This window comes from Tolypothrix sp. PCC 7712 (assembly GCF_025860405.1).
Lineage (GTDB): Bacteria > Cyanobacteriota > Cyanobacteriia > Cyanobacteriales > Nostocaceae > Aulosira > Aulosira diplosiphon.
Window position 1 is genome coordinate 18,399 of the sequence record NZ_CP063796.1, and the last position, 19,043, is coordinate 37,441.

General features: G+C 41.9%; 17 protein-coding genes. 12 read left to right on the forward strand and 5 right to left on the reverse strand.

The window, feature by feature from the left end; translation table 11 throughout:
• Positions 1-21: 21 nt before the first annotated feature.
• The 6 genes from HGR01_RS41005 (at position 22) to HGR01_RS41030 (ending at position 4,763) form a co-directional block, all read left to right on the forward strand.
• The gene (locus tag HGR01_RS41005) at positions 22-258 is read left to right on the forward strand and encodes a hypothetical protein (RefSeq protein ID WP_228045504.1); all 237 of its coding nucleotides are present in this window, start codon (positions 22-24) and stop codon (positions 256-258) included.
• A gap of 326 nt (positions 259-584) precedes the next feature.
• Positions 585-1,094 (forward strand): hypothetical protein, encoded by a 510-nt coding sequence (locus HGR01_RS41010; protein ID WP_045874887.1) that lies wholly within the window; start codon positions 585-587, stop codon positions 1,092-1,094.
• A 12-nt stretch (positions 1,095-1,106) separates the two neighbouring features.
• Positions 1,107-1,769 (forward strand): hypothetical protein, encoded by a 663-nt coding sequence (locus HGR01_RS41015; RefSeq protein ID WP_045874886.1) that lies wholly within the window; start codon positions 1,107-1,109, stop codon positions 1,767-1,769.
• A 248-nt stretch (positions 1,770-2,017) separates the two neighbouring features.
• A complete protein-coding gene (locus HGR01_RS41020; protein WP_045874885.1) occupies positions 2,018-2,671 on the forward strand; it encodes a hypothetical protein in 654 nt (217 codons plus the stop codon).
• Positions 2,672-2,735: 64 nt separating this feature from the next.
• Positions 2,736-3,305 (forward strand): hypothetical protein, encoded by a 570-nt coding sequence (locus HGR01_RS41025; RefSeq protein WP_045874884.1) that lies wholly within the window; start codon positions 2,736-2,738, stop codon positions 3,303-3,305.
• A gap of 3 nt (positions 3,306-3,308) precedes the next feature.
• The gene (locus HGR01_RS41030) at positions 3,309-4,763 is read left to right on the forward strand and encodes a hypothetical protein (protein WP_052335484.1); all 1,455 of its coding nucleotides are present in this window, start codon (positions 3,309-3,311) and stop codon (positions 4,761-4,763) included.
• A 273-nt stretch (positions 4,764-5,036) separates the two neighbouring features.
• Here HGR01_RS41030 and HGR01_RS41035 read toward each other — a convergent pair whose 3' ends face one another.
• The gene (locus HGR01_RS41035; protein ID WP_155539684.1) at positions 5,037-5,183 is read right to left on the reverse strand and encodes a hypothetical protein; all 147 of its coding nucleotides are present in this window, start codon (positions 5,181-5,183) and stop codon (positions 5,037-5,039) included.
• Between the two features lie 604 nt (positions 5,184-5,787).
• Here HGR01_RS41035 and HGR01_RS41040 point away from each other — a divergent pair.
• The 3 genes from HGR01_RS41040 to HGR01_RS41050 all read left to right on the forward strand — a co-directional run bounded on the left by HGR01_RS41040 (position 5,788) and on the right by HGR01_RS41050 (position 8,607).
• Positions 5,788-6,147: a PadR family transcriptional regulator gene (locus HGR01_RS41040; RefSeq protein ID WP_045874883.1), complete on the forward strand. Its 360-nt coding sequence runs from the start codon at positions 5,788-5,790 to the stop codon at positions 6,145-6,147.
• 204 nt (positions 6,148-6,351) lie between these two features.
• Positions 6,352-7,209 carry a WecB/TagA/CpsF family glycosyltransferase gene (locus HGR01_RS41045; RefSeq protein WP_081584187.1) on the forward strand — a complete coding sequence of 286 codons (858 nt, stop codon included), beginning with the start codon at positions 6,352-6,354 and terminating at the stop codon, positions 7,207-7,209.
• Between the two features lie 393 nt (positions 7,210-7,602).
• The gene (locus HGR01_RS41050) at positions 7,603-8,607 is read left to right on the forward strand and encodes a tyrosine-type recombinase/integrase (protein WP_045874882.1); all 1,005 of its coding nucleotides are present in this window, start codon (positions 7,603-7,605) and stop codon (positions 8,605-8,607) included.
• Positions 8,608-8,760: 153 nt separating this feature from the next.
• Here HGR01_RS41050 and HGR01_RS41055 read toward each other — a convergent pair whose 3' ends face one another.
• Positions 8,761-9,126, reverse strand: coding sequence for an aspartyl protease (locus tag HGR01_RS41055; protein ID WP_045874881.1), 366 nt, complete (start codon positions 9,124-9,126; stop codon positions 8,761-8,763).
• On the reverse strand, positions 9,123-9,440 hold the full coding sequence (locus HGR01_RS41060) for a hypothetical protein (RefSeq protein WP_045874880.1): 318 nt from the start codon (positions 9,438-9,440) through the stop codon (positions 9,123-9,125). Before HGR01_RS41060 ends, HGR01_RS41055 begins: the two co-directional genes overlap by 4 nt.
• Before the next feature lie 292 nt (positions 9,441-9,732).
• On the opposite strand from HGR01_RS41060, the gene HGR01_RS41065 reads away from it, so the two are divergent.
• The 3 genes from HGR01_RS41065 to HGR01_RS41075 all read left to right on the forward strand — a co-directional run bounded on the left by HGR01_RS41065 (position 9,733) and on the right by HGR01_RS41075 (position 16,541).
• Positions 9,733-10,476 carry a ParA family protein gene (locus HGR01_RS41065; protein ID WP_045874879.1) on the forward strand — a complete coding sequence of 248 codons (744 nt, stop codon included), beginning with the start codon at positions 9,733-9,735 and terminating at the stop codon, positions 10,474-10,476.
• A gap of 16 nt (positions 10,477-10,492) precedes the next feature.
• Complete coding sequence (locus HGR01_RS41070) at positions 10,493-11,332, forward strand: hypothetical protein (RefSeq protein ID WP_045874878.1); 840 nt, start codon at positions 10,493-10,495, stop codon at positions 11,330-11,332.
• A 691-nt stretch (positions 11,333-12,023) separates the two neighbouring features.
• Entirely contained in the window at positions 12,024-16,541 is a 4,518-nt protein-coding gene (locus tag HGR01_RS41075; RefSeq protein WP_263420187.1) for an NB-ARC domain-containing protein, read from the forward strand.
• Positions 16,542-16,843: 302 nt separating this feature from the next.
• On the opposite strand, the gene HGR01_RS41080 is transcribed toward HGR01_RS41075, so the two are convergent.
• Both HGR01_RS41080 and HGR01_RS41085 read right to left on the reverse strand, forming a co-directional pair.
• The gene (locus HGR01_RS41080) at positions 16,844-17,365 is read right to left on the reverse strand and encodes a hypothetical protein (RefSeq protein ID WP_155539687.1); all 522 of its coding nucleotides are present in this window, start codon (positions 17,363-17,365) and stop codon (positions 16,844-16,846) included.
• Positions 17,366-17,385: 20 nt separating this feature from the next.
• Positions 17,386-18,969, reverse strand: coding sequence for a type IV secretion system DNA-binding domain-containing protein (locus HGR01_RS41085; RefSeq protein ID WP_052335488.1), 1,584 nt, complete (start codon positions 18,967-18,969; stop codon positions 17,386-17,388).
• Positions 18,970-19,043: the final 74 nt, after the last annotated feature.

A 19,043-nucleotide genomic window follows, 5' to 3' on the forward strand; every position in this document is an offset into this window, starting at 1 on the left:
CAACTGGTTGGATGCGTTACTTTGCTTACCCAGTCTAAAACCTATAGCATTGACGGCATTTTATATCGATATCTCTACAGCAACGGCACTATCAAGCACACACAGTATATGTTCCGTCCGCTGCCAAGACAACGAAAAACCGCAGATCTACAACTCAATCGAGATAAGGTATTACGTAAGGTTTACGAAATACCGCTTTTGTACAACCAACATCATGCAACTCAGACAGCTACAGCAATCCAGCAGAGTCTGTTTTAGATTTTAGTAACATTTGCTACCGCACGGAGTCCCCAAAAGCAGCGAGCGCTCGCGTCAACTAGCGCTTAAAAGGGTGCAGAAGCAGGGGTCAAATCAATAATTCAGTGAGTCTGCAATCGGTCAGCGCCTTGTTATTACGTGGTTATAGCCATTGGGTGCAACGCCATCAGAGGCTTCTAAAAGTTATTTTCTAAGGTTATTGACAGTCTCTAATCTCAAGGGCATATCCATAACTCTGAATCAATCTTGGGGGCTAGTCAAATACCTAAGAATCTCCGGACAGTCGGTGGATTTTATACACACTTAAACAAGATTACAGAGGCAACGTGGCAACAAAGAAGTATTTAGCTAAGTATCGTCAGCTCAGACAGATTTATGAGCAGGCGCTAGGTAAGACAATCTCAGATGAAACTTGGTATCGGGTGGTGTCTTTTCTCAAGCAGCATTTTAGCTTCAAGGTTGAATCAGAGAATGCAGCAAGCATAGTTGAGACATTTGCAGGGCTGAAACGGCGCTATGGTGCGTTAAGTCCAACCAGGGAGGGATTTGAGGAGCGTTGGCAAGCATTTAAGCATTTTTATGACTTAGACGGTGGTTACAGAGGCAAGGAAGCACTATCAGCAGTAGCCAACTATCTAAAAATCAATCTTGATGACGTACCATCAAGCACCCGTTACTACTGGTTTAGTCAAGCTGGTCTGTCTTACAACGCTCATAGCACCTACTACAGCAAAGATTTAGCCCTTGTTGCCTTTGTCGCTGCTAAATGGGCAATCAACAAGCGTTCGCAACCAATGAAATCTGCAACCATCGAAGTTTTAACACTAGCTAAATAAGGATTAATCACCATGTCTGACAAATTTACTAATAACGTCCGCGCTCGCTTGTACAAACAGGGCTATCAAGGATTTACCAAAGACGATTACACAAGCGCCGCTATCGCTGTAGAGTGCAATGACCTGAACAATCCCAGCAAAGACCAATTGAGCCAAGCCGTTGAATATCTCAAAACCAAAGCAACCAGCCAATTATCTGTAGCTGATGCACCCATTGAAGAAACATTGCCAATACAAACAGAAGCTGCACAACCTGAGCTTGAATCTCATCAACTTGCAATTGCAGAACCAGAGATTAACGGTATCACTGTAACCAGTGAAGATAAGCATCAAATTATCACAGCCCAATCATCAGCGCTGGGGTTTGAATTAACCGAACAAGAAACATTAAGTATTGCAGAAGATGTTGACGACACATTTACCGACTACAGCCAATTCCTCAGCAATGTAACATCTGCAATTAAAAGCTACGTGGATCATAAATTTGATGCCATCGAGCAATCATTTGAAGCTAACGCCCAAGATTTGAGACAACACGTAAACACTAGAGCGTCTAGATTGAACCAAAAAGTTAACAACTTTTCAGGAGGCATCAAAGCGGATATGGGGAGTATCCGCCAGAACATTAAAAGTACCCAATTCTCAATCCTCGCCAGACTTAACGCGGTTCAATAGCGATGAATTCACGCTGCTTGAGTGTTTAATGATTCGCTATTGCAAGATGAGCTACTTCTCAAGAATAGCTGTTAGTTTGAGTGCTTCTGCTGCTGTAATTTTCTCCTTACATTACTGGCTATATCTGCCAATAAAAGAGCATCAACAATATCAGCAATATCTCCAACGAAAATCAGCTATTGAGCAATATGTAAGGCGAATGGAGTATCACTGCAATCAAATATTTACCCCTCTAAAGGAATATCGCTGTGAAAAATTCAATTCCTCTCAAGAATCAGGTAACTTCCAAATCGCGCCACCTAGAACGCCAGTTAAAAACTAAGTTCAACACATCTACTAACTTAGTAGTTAGAGCGCTGACAGGTGATAAAACAGCCCTCAAACTCATAGGACAAATGGGTAACGATGGCGCAAGAATTAGCGAATTCGCTCCACAAGTTAGAGAGCAGATGCTAGCTGCTATCAAAGGAACTGAGGATTTAAATGTAGTCCTCAGTGACATCTACAAACAGGCTGGTGTCAGCGGCGAGAAGATTGAAAGAGCAGTGCAGTCAGCGATTTTAGCTGACACTCATCTAGCCAATATTCTCGAAGAGATGAAGCTTGATTTCGCTTCATCCCAGGATAAAGAAGCTCTACGTCATCAACAAGCAACAGACCACATCAGATTAAAAACCTGGGTAGATAAGCATATGATGCAGGTTGATGGTGAATATAAGATGTTGCAGACAGAATTACAGACAGATATTAGACAACAAACAATTGACCTGCAACATGATAGAGAACTGGGTAAATATTACCTAGAAATGGGTGATAACGCTCGTGATGATTTCAAGCCGAAAAAGCAATATGCTGGGCGCTCAATCGTACAAAAAATCAAAGAAGCCTTATTAGGCTTTTAATAACTAAACCCGTCAGTAACTTTAGGTGACTGCTGACGGGTTCTGGAAATACTCCGATACAAACATGACATACGATATTGATGATGAGCAAGAAGAAGTAATAAGCGAAATTGCTCCAGATACACCCTTACCAAAAGACTTAATAGAACACCTGTCCTCTCGCAAGCAACACCGCCAAGATATTATCAAGACCACTGAAAAATTAACGAGATTTTTTGTTGGCTGGTCGCTAAATTCAACAGGCTTCTTTATCGCTAAATATCTATTAATAACTGGTGGTGGCGTTAACTTCTGGCTGGCAATTTCGCTCTCGTTTTCTATATGCAGTGTTGGTTCTCTGGCTGGGCTAACAGGCTTGAGAGTTAATTACAACAGTGATGGGCTAGAGGTAGATAATATGCAAAATCTTCTAAAAACTGCTGCTGGCTTAGTCTGTGCAGGTGTAACAACTTGGTTAGCAGTCAAAGACTATCAATATTTTGAGCATTTAACTAAAGAAACAGTCAGCCAGATTAACCAAGACATCCAAACTATTGAAAAACAAAATCCACAATCCGACCCTTGGGTAAGCATTGCTGTCGCCTTGGCTTTATTCATTGGTTCCATTGCAATCATTTTTAAGGGGCGGGAATGAACAATGAAACAGGGTGTTGTCGAGTTAGCCCTGGCTGGTGTGTGTGGTGTAGCTGCAATCATCGGGCTAGCAAGTTCGCAAACACGCCAGCCTTATGATTTGACACAGATTCAGTTCTGCCCAAAGTCAACTAACGGCGTTCAAAGTCAAATAAAGCTGGATAAACGTTTTTGTAACCAGCCGCGTTTTGTCCTGGCTGAAGAATGGCAACGCTATGGGCTGTATGGCAGCATGATTCCTTATAAGGGTGATGCAATTCAATGGGTGCGTGATTTACCAACAGATAACCCTAATCAGTTGTTGGGTGGTGCGGTTACAGTTATGGGGCTATGGGGTATTGTCGGTTGCTTGCTTGTGCGTTCACAACGCCTCAAGCGCAAGGATTATGAATTAGGGGAATTGGAGAAGACTGGCGGCTATGCAATTTGGCAGCAACACAAGCACAAACGTGAAGTTAAGCAGCATTCAACCCAGCTTTATACTGAACGCCTAAAGGATGGACTGTCAGGACTGGACACAGAGGAACGCAAAGCGCTGGGACTGACTGACTCAGAAAACGAACGCGCTAAAGCACGTATCCAGCTTGAGGATTTCATGAAAGCCCGTGCTGTTAATCATTCTGTGATGGATAAGACGATTGCTGAGAATTTAAGGGACAGAGCGAAGGCGGAGCAAGAACGCGGCAAGATTGAGGGGAAGACTAAGGGCGCGATCGCAAACAGCGATCATCATCCTTTGACTGACCAGCGCCTCATCAGTGATTTAATTGAAGCACTTAAGAATCATGAGGACGGCTGGTTGTGGAAGGTTATCGACAATCAAAAGCCTGTTTGGGTGCTAGGAGAAGCAGGAAGTGGTAAATCAACTTTAGCCGCTTCGATTGTGATGCTCAGAGAATATCTGTTTGATATGCCGTTGTATCAGCTCATAGATGCACACGCCGGAGATAATTTAAGAAACGCATGGAAGTATTTAAGCCCTCAGTTAATAGCTAAAACAGAAGAAGAGATTGGACAAGCTTTTGATGATGCTCGCGAGCGTTGGTTAGATAGAATTAATAATCAGCCTGACAAGCAACCGCAACAGTTATTAGTTGATGAATTTACGAACTATTCTGAGTCAGATATCACTAAGGAACCTGCTAAAAAGTTTGTTAAAGCATCTCTGAGTGACCCTAGAAAGGCTGAAGAAAGGTTAGTGTGTATTGCCCATTTTTTTACTAATACTGCTGTTGGTGGCAGTGATGGAACAGCTAAGGGTAGAAGCAGAGGTACTATTCAAATTGACCGCAAAACTGTTGATGGTAAAACACCTTTGAAAGTTGCAATAGTTAACGGGTTAAATAATTCTGATGGCGATGCTGAAGTAGATAAAAAGGTGACAATTCCTAGTTGGTTGACTCCTCTAAGTATTCACAAGCATTTTAACGGTCAACCGATTGATTTTGATGAATCGTGATCAAAACATTTTTTAGCTGTCAAGAACTGGGAGTAGAGCGGGTGGCGACAGCGGAGTGTGGGGGGCGGGCTGCTGAGTTTTGGCCACTCCATGAGTAAATTGTTGCCCGTCCCCCACACCACCCGCTCTAAGCGTTGCGTCTCCCAGTTCGTCGGGGCAAGACGAGGTAGTGAGGTTGAAGTAATTCTGATGTCACAGTTGATGGCGTGGATCTAGCGAGGCTGTCACTAGGGACAACAGTATTAAGAGAACCACGACCCGCAATGAAAATTTTTATTTTGGCGAACAATTATTCTTGTTGAAGTGAAACTCAGGAGGGAATAGCTTGAGGTTTGCCGAACCACCGCAACTAGATGTTGTGAGTATTGCTGTAGCGGCAAGTACTGTTATTAAAGCAAAAATTAATTTAAACTTAGACATGGTAAACTAATCCCTCCTTTAGGGTAACTAAAAGATTATCGATTTATTTCTTGTTCAGAAATTGAGGTTCCTAAATTTGCTCTCGGAACTTTTTAATGAGATATGACATAAGGTTTCACATAAACTATGGATAGTATTTTTGATAGTTCCATTTCAGGTATTAGTGTTATTACATAAAATAAATTCTACTAATTTTAATATAGAAGAATAGCCAAAACTACCTTTCTTTAGCTCTCAAGAATCCTACTATTTTCTCAAAAGGAATTATATCAATCAAATAATATTAAAAAAATGATATAAGAAAATGTTTTTCTTTAAAAGAAAGAATTATACATTTTTTTAGCATTGTTGTATATCAAAAAAATGATAATAATTTTGATATTGTAGAGATTACAATGTTTGTTGTATTTATGCTGAAATTTGTTTGTTGAGTTTCAGAGTTATTTTAGTGGTTAGCTACAATATAGAATTTAAAAAAAAGCAAGAGCCATATAAACTCTGCCTAAACAAGGTTAGAATCAGTATACTTAGCAGTAATTTAGCCGGAGGATTATATACATAAAACAATAAAATATATAAAAAAATAATTATTTAATATAAAATTATGCAATATGATGTAAAGCAAAAGTTTCTTGATGTAGAAATTAACTCTTTAGAAGAAGTTGTACTAACTATTCTCTCTTCAGGCAAATGCTATGGAACAGAAATAATTGAAATTGTAAGTTCTGCTAGTGAGGGAAGAAAACAATTAAATTTTGGAAGCTTATATCCTACGCTTTATAAGCTTAAGATAAGAGGGCTGATAGAAGAAGATTTAGGCGAGACTCATCTACCTGAAAGAGGTGGACATCGACGTAAATACTATAAGATTACTGAGTTAGGTATCCAAGCATTATCTCATATTGAGAATTTTCGCCAAAAGTTACGTTTACGAGAACAAGTTTTTCCTACATCCCTACAATAATTTTTATTCAAGATATTGAAAAAAATCTCAATAGATTTTAATGTAAATATGCTAATTCTCAAGTTTATTGCTCAATTAATTAGTCCTTTATTGGCTGAATCTATAAGAGATGAAGCTTTGGGAGATGTATGGGAAGCTTATTACAAATTAAGAGCGAAAGAAGTCTCTGCAATCTTATGTATTGTTTTAACTATATTTAGATTTATGCTCCTGATTTGGGCTTCCTTACAGATAAAATATCTAGAAAAATGGCATAAAAACATTACTCCAAGTATATCTGAACCTCCTACTATAAAAGTACTTGATTTTCCCATTACTGCTTTAACTTTTGAAGATCAGATCCAAACACTGCGGAAATGGATGATCGCACGCGAAAGTAGAACAGTCTGCATAGCTAATGTCCACATGCTCATGGAGGCTCATGGGAATTCAGAGTTTGCTAATGTCTTAAAAAATGCAGATTTTGTCACTCCAGATGGGATGCCCGTAGTTTGGATGATGCGGCGGATGGGTGCGCCTTCTCAAGATCGTGTAGGCGGGATGGATATCTTACAAGCATTGTGTAGGCTAGCTCAAATACAAAATGTCAGTGTTTTCTTTCTCGGTTCGCAAACAGAAATCCTTGCTAGAATGCGGAAAAGTCTAGAACAAGAATTTCCCAAGCTGAAAATAGCAGCGATGGAACCTTTACCCTTCCGTCCGCTGACGGAAACTGAAGACGCAGATTTGATCAATAAAATCAATAAAAGTGGTGCTGGCCTAGTATTTGTATCTTTAGGATGTCCAAAACAGGAACACTGGATGGCCCAGCATAAAGGTAAAATCCAGGCTGTAATGATTGGAGTTGGTGGAGTTTTCCCCGTTTACGCTGGAATCCATAAGCGCGCACCACGCATAATTAGAGAATTAGGATTTGAGTGGCTTTATCGCTGGATTCAAGAACCACTTCGCCTCTGGAGTCGTTATCTCACCACAATTCCACCTTTTATGTGGCTGGCAACAAAACAGTTACTCTCATCAAGTCGTTTTAATTCGGTATTTTTTCAAGAAACAGGAGAGTGAGGGGTTTAGGTTGTTAAATACGGTACAATCTACACGCTGATGTATAACCCTGACTTTTTACGGGATCTGGAAAACGAAAAGGGGTTAAACTAGCGAGGTTGTTATTAGGGGCAAGCTGATTGTAAAAAGTTTTGTCCCGGTATAGACTGCTGTGTAGACATTGGTGCAGACTACTGAGTGTGAAAATCTGGAACTGGGGCTGCTGCTGGGCAGCGTTGATGCGTTGATATCACGCGCTTGATAGCAACAGCGAACAACTTGACCATTACAAAATATTTGATGTGATGAACCCTATCTACATGATTGTCTAGTCAGGGATTGACATGGTATCCGGTAAGAGTGCAAAGTTGCGATAATGGAGCTTTTGGCAACTGTACTCAGTCCGTGGAAACTATGGATACTGTCACCATCATTGAAGGGGAAATACTCAGGGGAGACAATACGCTTGTGCCGTTGGACTCGGCGACGTTATCCACAGCACCGGATGTGATGGCGCGGTTGTTATTGGGGAAGCGATCGCCTAATACTCAAAGAGCTTATGCTAGGGATTTGCGGGATTTTTTTGATTATGTGGCCCATCAACCGCCTACGCCTTCTGTGGTAGCACAGTTTCTCAAGTTGGAGCAAGTCCAAGCAATTAATATTGTCAGTCAGTATAAAGAAAGCCTGATGAATAAAGGACTGTCGGAGGCGACGGTGAACCGGCGGTTATCGGCAATTAAGTCGCTGGTGCAGGTGGGGAGGGTGTTGGGGGTGTGTAATTTTGTGCTGGATGATGTGGGGGCGGAAAAAGTTAAGGCTTATCGAGATACCAGCGGTGTAGCACCGGAGGCGATCGCTAGCATGATGCAGCTGATTGATACTAGCACTGTCATGGGGAAGCGCGATTATGCCATTATGCGGTTGTTGTGGGACAATGCCCTGCGGCGCAATGAAATCTGCCAGATGAATATCGGCGATTTTAACGCCAGTGGGGGGACGATTTCTATTTTGGGTAAGGGGCGGGGGACGCAAAAGGAAACTATTAAACTCAGTCGCAAAACTATAGCGGCGATTACTGATTGGTTGATTGCTAGCAGGCGGACTAAAGCTAAATTAAATGAACCACTGTTTGTGGCGCTGGTGGAACATTATAAGGGGAAGCGGTTGACTGGGGAATTTATTCGCAAGTTGGTGGATACTTTGGCGCAAGAGGCTGGTATTCCTAAGAAGATGTCGCCGCACCGGATTCGGCATAGTGCGATTACCAAAGCTACAGAGGTGTTTGAGGGTGATTACCAAAAGGTGCAGAAGTTTAGTAGGCACGCGAATATTAATACTGTGCTGAAGTATGACGATAACCGTAAAAAACAGGAGTTTCAAGCTACTATCACTGATACGCTGGCTGACCTGTTTTGAGGCAACTAAGATTTAATTAAAGTTCTTTAAATCAATAATCTAGGGGGTAAATATTGATATTGAGCGTTGTTTAACTGAAGACAGCTAGGGGAGAAATATTTTTATATCTATTTACCGTTAATTTCAGTTTTAATTAATTATTATTGTTTGATGTCAATTTCCCAAGGTTAAAATACCTGATGGCATATCTACGACTAACCTACGATTAGTCAGCCATTGACGACCGAGTAAAACTTCTGGCACTCCATCACCAGCATAAACAGGAATATCAAAAATCTCTCCATCAATTCTGACAAGGCCTGCATAAATATCAAAGTTAGATACACCTCTTGCCATCAACATCGAACGTTCGCCTAAATATTCCCAATCAAACCCTTCCAAGTCCTGCTGATCAATGGCTAACCAATCTGAAAATCCTGTATCTAAAACCACATCAATTGGTAATTCAAATCCATTGGCGGCAATCAATTCGATTTCAAAAATCAACTCCTCCCCATCACCAAACCTTCCTGATATCATATTGTCCCAGCAACTCCAGTATCGTTAATTTTAAAGACGAAAACGGGACAGTTTGGGTGTTTTTGGCGTGACATTTTAATAGCAGTCATCTCATCTTTATCAACAAAATATTCGCGGCTTTCTGGTTCGACTGCCATGTACCAGTTGTAGTGAGTTTTAATTAGTTCGGGTTGGACTCTATCAAAAATGGGCTTACAGCGTTGGTAAAATTCTTCTTGAGAAGTTTTCTTGGCAAGCTTTTTCTCTTCTGCCCACTGGATTTGGGGAAAAATTCTTCCCCTGCGGGTAACGCGGCTGGGTTTGGTTTCGGTCATAGTTGATTCTCACGAATGGGTGATATCTATATTTATATTAGGGGCAGATACAGCCTGGCTGACACAGGGGCAGAATAAACTGTTTAGTTTAAATACTGAACATCAGTAGCTTTTTTTGAAGAACTTACAGCTTTTAAATTTGCACAAAATAAAGCCACTGCAATATATGCTATAACGGACAGAAAATTTTCGACTTGCTGACAAGCTAACTTGTTGACTGGTTAGGAAGCTAACTTGCTATATTTATAGCTTGCCAGTAAGCTCGTAAGCAACATGGTTGGCTGTTCATTCAATGATCATCGCGATAGCAAATCAAAAAGGAGGTGTAGCTAAAACCACCTCCACCATCTGTTTAGGAGGAATCCTGGCTTGTTCGGGTACTGTCCTCGCAATTGACCTTGACCCTCAAGGGAACCTCACTACGGGTTTAGGGGTAGAAGTGGCTGACGAGCAGATTAGCTGCTATGACGTAATTACAGAACAAGCAGAAGTCATTGATGCTGTAGTTGCGACTAAATCCGGACTTAGCCTATTACCTGCCGACATTAATCTTGCGAAAGGAGAAACCGAAATTCTTATGAAGGTGGGTAACTTTTACATCCTCAAAGAGAAACTGGCCCCCATACTTAAGCAATACCAGCACATCTTGATTGATTGCCCACCTTCTTTGGGACTGTTAACGGTTAATGCCTTAGCAGCTGCGGATGTAGTCTTGATTCCAGTGCAGTGTCAATTTTTTGCACTCAAAGGACTGGCTGCACTGCTGGAAACATTAGCCAGCGTGCAAAAACGCCTCAATCCTCAACTAAGAATATTGGGGGTACTGCCGACAATGGCTGAAAACACGGTGATGACTCAAGATGTCTTGGACTCTCTCAAGAAACGACTGCAAGACATACGCATTTTTGAACCCGTTCCCAAGTCCATCAAGTTTTCCGAGTCCAACTTAGCCGGCGAACCTATACATATATATACCAACGACAAAAAACTAGTGCAGCCCTATGGGGCGATAGCCAATTTGATTGCTGAAATGTAAAGGCATAAAAAAACCTATGGCAAAGCGACGTGTCCGATTAAATGACGAAAATGACCCGCTATCCTCAACGGATAAAGTCTTGGCTGGATTTGAGCAAGTTAGCAAGTCAACAAGTCAACCAGATAAAAAGTCAACAAGTCAGGAAGATAGCAATTCAACCATTCAGGAAGCTGACAAGCCAACAAGCCAGGAAGATGACTTGTCAACAAGTAAACAAGATAAAGCACAGCCGTTGACCCCTACTTCTCAAACCAACAATCGTCGGAAGAAGTCAACAAGTCAGCAAGACAGCAATTTGACAAGTCAGGAAGCTGACAAGTCAACAAGTCAGGAAGATGACTTGTCAACAAGTGAACAAGATAAAGCACAGCCGTTGACCTCTACTTCTCAAACTAACAATCGTCGGAAGAAATCAACAAGTCAGGAAGATAGCAATTCAACCATTCAGGAAGCTGACAAGCCAACAAGTCAGGAAGCTGACAAGCCAACAAGCGAACAAGATAAAGCCGATGACAACAATCTCAAGGAGAAGTTAACAAGTCAGCAAGCTGTCCATATAGCAAGTCCACAAGACAACAATTCAGCCAGCCAACAAGCTAACAAGTCAACAAGTCAACAATCCAAATCTGAAAAAACAATCTGTCGTAAATCTACATTCCAAATCAACTCACAGGTGCTGGATCGGCTAGACAAGCTGCACCTAACACTCCAGTTGGAACTAGGAAAAACTAATGCCCCTTATAAGGAAGTAATTGTAGAGGAAGCCTTAGTGCGATTATTAGAAGAAATCAACTCTGACCCTGGGGCGTTGATAGAAGCGTTGGTGGAAAGGCAGAAAAGCCGGGACAAAATTTAATAGATAGTTTGCGATCGCCCAAACTAATCATTATTCAAATTGTATCCCTGCGTCCTTCTTTTGCTGAGAATTACGCAGTAAATGACTCCTTCGCTTACCACTCCTGCTATAAAAATACCCGTATTCGTAGCGATCAATAAATTGGCATTAGCAGAGTCGGGCAGAAGGCACGTTACAATCCACAGAAATATAGCCAGAGTACTAAATTGTTAAAATTTAATGACAAAGAAGTAGCAAATCATAAATTCGCTACAGCATCTTTGTGCTAAAAAAGATTTAGTCCCACTCCCAGAATCTATAGGAGAGGACACACAGGAGGTGATTTAGTTATGGAGGTTTACTTAGCTCTGTTGTTAATGTCCCATCTGCTAGTGCTAGCAATAGTACTTTTAGCCAAGTAGTCAATTGTCCAATTTAGCCATTTTTGTTTTGCCTCTAGGTTGCGAGCCTTTGGGGCATTTTTTATTTTTCACCTCTAGTATCTAATAAGATAAATTTGGGGTACTACCCATAATCAAGTTTAGGGTAGTAAATTTAAGAGCTATAAATTGTAGTGCAAAAGCCTTTAAATATAATGTTTTCAAATATTAAGCTAGAATTAATGTACCCCAAACCCAAACTTTGTAAAAGAGTCTTTTCCAGAAAACTACCCCAAACATAAATCTTGTTACAAGGTCATCGATATAAGTAAATGCCGCGAACTACTTACGGGACTCAACCTAAAAAGCGAGTTAAGCGTCTATTAGAGGCGTTGCTTTGTTTTGCAGATGGGGAATTTGGGGAAGATAAATTTAATATTGAGTACCACTGGAAAGAACAAGACAGTGCTAACCCCAAGCTGACTATGAAAACAACTCTGGTGACTTTGGAGTTGTTGACGCTAAAAGACAAAGATCCAGGTAAGTTAACTAAAACGCAAATTCGAGAAGCGCTGAACTTACTCAAGGATTTTGTCAAAATTCTCGAAGATAACCGGATTCATACCAAGGGTGTTGATGAGTGGCACTTTAGTTTAAAGCTATGGTCAAGGGATAGGGAAGAGAACCTGAAACAGTTTGATAAGGTATGGGAAAGTAACAGACCAAAGAAATCTCAACAACTAGAAGCTCATTTCACCAAAGATAGGAGTGCTACTGTTGTACCCCAAACTAAACTGGCGATATTTCAAGCGCCACCGCTACCTGCACACTTTGTTGAACGCCCAGAATACAGCGATGATTTAAAGACTCGTCTCCTCACAGAGGATAATCGCACTTTGGTAATTACGGCGATTTACGGTTTGGGTTCTGTAGGTAAATCGACCTTAGCCGCAGCTTTAGCAGTAGATGCAGAAGTCCAAACTCGGTTTTGTGATGGGATTTTGTGGGCTACATTAGGTCAACAGCCTGATGTGCTGTCTTTACTAAATGGTTGGGTGCAAGCATTAGGAGACTATAGCTTTAAACCTACCAGTGTAGAAGCAACTACTAATCATTTACGGACGCTGCTTTATGACAAAGCTGTGTTGCTGGTGGTGGATGATGCTTGGAATACGCAAGATGCACAAGCGTTTAATGTGGGTGGGGTGCGGTGTCAGGTTTTAGTAACAACTCGTGAAGGGGCAATTGCTGATGCTTTAGCAGCCAGCACCTACAGCCTGGATATCATGAAACCAAGTCAGGCTATGGCATTGCTGACGAAGAAATTAAGACGCGAAATTACAGGTGCAGAACGTCACTCAGCAGAAAATTTAGCCAAAGGTGTTGGTTATCTCCCCCTAGCCTTGGAACTTGCAGCCACCGAAGTTGCTAGTGGTACGACTTGGGATGAACTATTGGCGGATATTCGGCAAGAAGTAGCCATATTAAGAAGTTTTGACAGACCGGAAGCCCAAGAAATTACCGATGAAGCGAGTTTAAAACGCTTGAGTTTAACAGCATCATTAAATTTGAGTGTCAAGCGAATGCCACCAGAAAAGCAGCAGCATTTTGCTTGGTTGGGGGTGTTGCCGGAGGATGTCAATATTAATAAGATGATGGCGGCGACGCTGTGGGCAATGGATGAGCGTGATGCTGCCAAGATATTGCAATATTTACGGAATAAGGCATTGTTATTAACAGGAGTACCCCTTGCTGATGGTACGCCTAGCTATCGCTTACATGACTTATTCCATGATTTAGCCTGTAATTTGTTAACTGCTGCGCCACAGCCAAGGCGGATAGGAGATTTGCCAGGGTTAGGTTTAAATCTTACTGATGCTCACGCTGCTTTGTTGGAGAAATATCGGCAGAAAACCCAAAATAATTTATGGCATACCTTGCCTAATGATGGTTACATTCATCAGCGTTTAGTTTGGCATTTTGAAAAGGCTGGACAGATAGAGGCAATTCATAAACTACTGCAAGAGGAGTCTTTACAAGGAGGTAATGGCTGGTATGAAGTTCGAGAAAAATTAGGACAAACTGCTGGTTATTTAGCTGATATTTCCAAAGCTTGGGAATTAGCAGAAACATCTTGGGCTGAAGCAACACTACCTAAAGTTGTTGGTTTACAATGCCGTTATGCTCTAATTACAGCTTCATTAAATAGCTTGGCTGCCAATCTATCAGAAGATTTATTGATTGTACTTGTTAAAAATAAAGTATGGATACCTGAACAAGGATTAGCTTATGCTGATTTAATTCCAAACCCACAAAAGAAGGTTATTGTACTTATAAAGATAGTAAATTATTTACCAATAAGCCTAAAAGCACAAGCGTGGCAACAAGCTTTTACTGCTGTTAAGACTATTAACGATGAAAAAGATCGCATCGATATTTTAACTGTTTTAGTAGACAAATTGTCACCAGAATTAATGTCTCAAGCACTGGAGATTGCTCGTTCCATTTCAGATGAACAATATCGCACTAAAGCTTTGAGTGTTTTAGTAGACAAATTGTCACCAGAATTAATGTCTCAAGCACTGGAGATTGCTCGTTCCATTTCAGATGAACAATATCGCACTAAAGCTTTGAGTGTTTTAATAGACAAATTGTCACCAGAATTAATGTCTCAAGCACTGGAGATTGCTCGTTCCATTTCAGATGAACAATATCGCACTAAAGCTTTGAGTGTTTTAGTAGACAAATTGTCACCAGAATTAATGTCTCAAGCACTGGAGATTGCTCGTTCCATTTCAGATGAACAATATCGTACTAAAGCTTTGAGTGTTTTAGTAGACAAATTGTCACCAGAATTAATGTCTCAAGCACTGGAGATTGCTCGTTCCATTTCAGATGAACAATATCGCACTAAAGCTTTGAGTGCTTTAGTAGACAAATTACCAGAAGCATTAATACCCCAAGCATTAATGACAGCTCGCTCCATTATAAATAAAGAATATCGCGTTTCTGCCCTAAGTACCTTAGCTGACAGGTTGCCAGACGCGTTACAGCAAGCGTTAGCAATGGCATATTCCATTTCAGATGAAGAGTATCGTATCAATACTTTAAGTGCATTGGCTGACAAGTTACCAGAGGTGCTGCCAGAAGTACTGGCGGCTGTGAGGTCAATTCAGTCTGAGCAATATCGTGCTTCTGCCTTGAGTGCCTTAGTAGAGAAACTACCAAGAGAGGTCTTGCCAGAAGCACTGGCGGCTGTGAGGTCAATTCAGTCTGAGCAATATCGTGCTTCTGCCTTGAGTGCCTTAGTAGAGAAACTACCGCCTGAGTTATTACCAGACGCTCTCACTGCTGCTAAAACAATTCAATCCGGGTGGTTTCTTGCTCCTGTCCTGAATACCTTGGCTGACAAATTGCCAGAGGCACTGCCGGAGATGCTAGCGACGGCTGCTCGCTCAATTGTAGATGAAAGTTTTCGTGCTTCTACCTTAAGTGATTTAGCTAATAAGCTGCCAGAGGCGTTAATACCGGAAGCACTAGCAGCGGCTCGCTCCATCAAAGATGAGAGTTCTCGTGTTGCGGCTTTGAATGCTTTAGTTAGCAAACTACCAGAGATATTAATACCAAAAGCATTGATGACGGCTCGCTCTATTATAAAAGAGGAGTATCGTGCCTCTGCTTTAAGCGCTTTAGCTAATAAGCTGCCAGAGGCGTTAATACCGGAAGCACTAGCAGCAGTTCGCTCCATCGCAGATGAGAGTTCTCGTGCTTCTGCTTTGAGCGCTTTAGCTAATAAGCTGCCAGAGGCGTTAATACCGGAAGCACTAGTAGCGGCTCGCTCTATCAAAGATGAGAGTTCTCGTGTTTCTGCTTTGAATGCTTTAGTTGGCAAACTACCAGAGATATTAATACCAGAAGTATTGATGACGGCTCGCTCTATTGTAAATGAGGAGTATCGTGCTTCTGCTTTAAGCGCTTTAGCTAATAAGCTGCCAGAAACGTTAATGCCGGAAGCACTAGCAGCAGTTCGCTCCATCGCAGATGAGAGTTCTCGTGTTTCTGCTTTGAATGCTTTAGTTGGCAAACTACCAGAGATATTAATACCAGAAGCATTGATAACGGCTCGCTCTATTGTAAATGAGGAGTATCGTGCTTCTGCCTTGAGAGCCTTAGCTAATAAGCTGCCAAAGGCGTTAATGCCGGAAGCACTAGCAGCAGTTCGCTCCATCACAGATGAGAGTTCTCTTGTTCCTGCCTTAAGTGCTTTAACCGACAAACAGCCAATGGCATTGTCGGAAGTGCTAGCAGCGGCTCGCTCCATCGCAGATGAGAGTTCTCGTGCTTCTGTCTTGAAAGCCTTAGCCGACAAACTACCAGAAGCGTTGATGCCCGAAGCATTAGCAGCAGCTCGCTCCATCAGAGATGAGAGTTCTCGTGCTTCTGTCTTGAAAGCCTTAGCCGACAAACTACCAGAAGCGTTAATGCCTGAAGCATTAGCAACGGCTCGCTCCATCAAAGATGAAAGTTCTCGTGCTTCTGCCTTGAAAGCCTTAGCCGACAAACTACCAGAAGCGTTAATGCCCGAAGCATTAGCAGCGGCTCGCTCCATCAAAGATGAAAGTTCTTACGCTTCTGCCCTAAAGGCTTTGGCTTACCCTTTGTCAAAAATGTCAACAACTCAACTTTTCCCTCTTTGGCAACAAACACTTCATGAGCTATCTCTCCGTACTCGCCAGGAGTTGTTACAAGGTATAGAGAAGCTAGTACCGATTATCTTTGCTTTAGGTGGTCGCACTACAGTAGCAGAGGTTGTCTGTTCCATCAACGCCATAGCACGATGGTGGCATTGAAGTAAGGCATTGCAGACGTAGAAGCAGTTTTATGCTTGACATGGGTCTATAAACTTACAAAGGTATTTACAAGGATTTCTTAAAAAAGTCAAATACAAGGTAAACCAATGGCATTTGAATGGCATCCTAATGGCAGAGATAAGGATTTGGGGAAAAAGTAACGAAGCTGCTATGGGCCACCAGTTCGCAAAAATTTTGCGGGAAGTTTTTTGGATCAAAAACTAAATTTGAAATGCAACCTTGAAATAACACTACAAAAAACTATTGGGCATGGAGCCGATATGCCATCTTAACCCCGCCTCTTACTGCGTTGAAAGTTTTACATCAACGTAGCGCCATTCTGGAAATACCCAATTAACTGGGTTCGTCTCCTTTTGCGCCTGACTGTATACTTTCTCCAACTTTGCCGCAGCTACAGTATCTCCCCGCTTTTGGTACAAATATGTGGCTGTTTTTAAATGCTTCAACCCATTCTGCTTAAGTGTAGTTCCTACAGGCTGATTCCGAGCCTGATAGTACCAACCAAATAATTGCAGTTTAGCCAAGAGAAAATGTGCTTTGGCTGAATTGGGATTAACTTTTAGTATCTGCTGATAAATAGAGATCGCTTCATTATTGGAACTGATATCAGCAAGTCTTAGCAAATCAATTTCTGCGCTGGCTCTTACTGCTGGTGAGGCTTGGTGTTTGCTATCAGTTTGTGACAATAAATTTTGGATTTTGGCTTGACGGGAATTAAAGTAATTTTTGGGCAGTTCAGTTACCCAACCGACCAATAAACCCAGAATACAAGCTTTGGCTAACAGGGCACGAGAAATAAACATAGTTTGCATCCTCCCAGTTATCAAATTGCTGCGTCTACGAATCTCGAAGCTTTCAAAGGATAAGCTGTTGGAGTGACTTTGACTTTTGCAGGTTTTGTCCCATCAGCAATTAAGAGATATCCTTCTAAGGGTGGCAGTCCTTGCAGTTCACTGGGTAAGACAGCGCTCGTTTCTCTTATGTGTTGGTTAACAGAGCGGGTTTCACTAAACCAACTGTTACCGCTTCTACCTTCAGTAGTTTCTAGGCGTTCCTGGGAACCAATTAATCTGGAGCATAATTCCGCAGTGCTATAGTCGCGGCAATTGAGGATGAGTTTGGTACAGCAACCTTGGAGAATGGTTTGCATTCCGTACTCGCCGTAAATATTGGCGATTTGACCTGTCAGCTGAGTACCGAGCATTCCAATACCAGAGAATTTTCGTCCTTCTGCTAGCAAGCGTTCTAAGCCGACGAGTTTACCCAGGGCTGAGAGTTCGTCAATGCAAATCACGGTTTTGATGTGGTGGTTTTCATTGCTCAACAGTCCCCTGAGCATTAATGAAAATGCCATTGTGTACAGGGGTTTAAACAGTTCGGCTTCGTTTTCAAAGATGGGCAGGAATATCCATCGATTATCATCTTCTTTGCCCCAGCGACTCCAAGAAAAGTCTGCTGTGGTTTGATGATCAGCAAGGACTTTGTAAAATCGCAGATAGTTAATGGCTGAACTTTTAATGCCGGCGGCGGTGTTTTCTGCTTCTAAATATGTGGCGCTGAGTGTGCCAGTGAGCAGGTTTTTTAATTCTTGTATGGGTTTAAGTGCTATCATCTGCCAAACTTCGGCGTTGGTAGATGTTTTGGCGTATAAGTCAGACAATAGCCCTTTGGCAGCTTCATTCCAAAATGGGTCTTTGCCTTCTGGACTAGGAGGAATTAAGCCGGCGGCAATGGTTTCAAATTCCATGCCTTCACTGCGGTGGCTCCAATGAATTGTTCTGCTGTCTCTGGGGTTGTAGATTAATGTATTGTCATCACCGAATTTTTCTAGAATTTCGCCGGAGCGGTCTAAGCAGATAACGCGGTAATCTGGGCGAGAACGCATAGTTGAAAGCATTTTCAAAATGGCTTGGGTCTTGCCGGAGCCAGGGGAACCCAAGAACATAAATGATAATGGTGCTAAATCATCGGGTAGTTGAATATCTGCGATTTCTAGTCTTGGTAGTGTCTGCGGTGATGTTTGCTGTTTCTTGATCAGCGATTGTTCTTTGTGCCGCAGTTGTTTCTGTAGTTGCTGTGGTGTTTGCAGTTGAGAACCGCGCACAACTCCGGTTACTAATCTTTCTGGAATGACGGCTATGACAAAGCCCAAAATTAGGTTGTAGCTCCAAAAGTTCTGCCACCCGGCAATGGGTGTGAGGAGTAATTCGATGACAGTAATTGCTAGACCAATTTTCAATGCTAGTTCTTTGCTGGTGGCTCCGGACAATATATAAATGCCACACAGCATCATCGGGAAAACTGGCCCGGTGAATTTGGCTGTGCCGTAAGCTATGGCACCAAAGAAAAATGCAATGCCCAAGCCAATCATGGCTGATGGGTCGGGCTGGTGATTTTGATGAAACATTGGCTGTTACCGATTTAAATCAAAATTAGTTTGTTTGCACTGTTTCGGTGATGCAGTCCCTGGTGGTTGTAAAC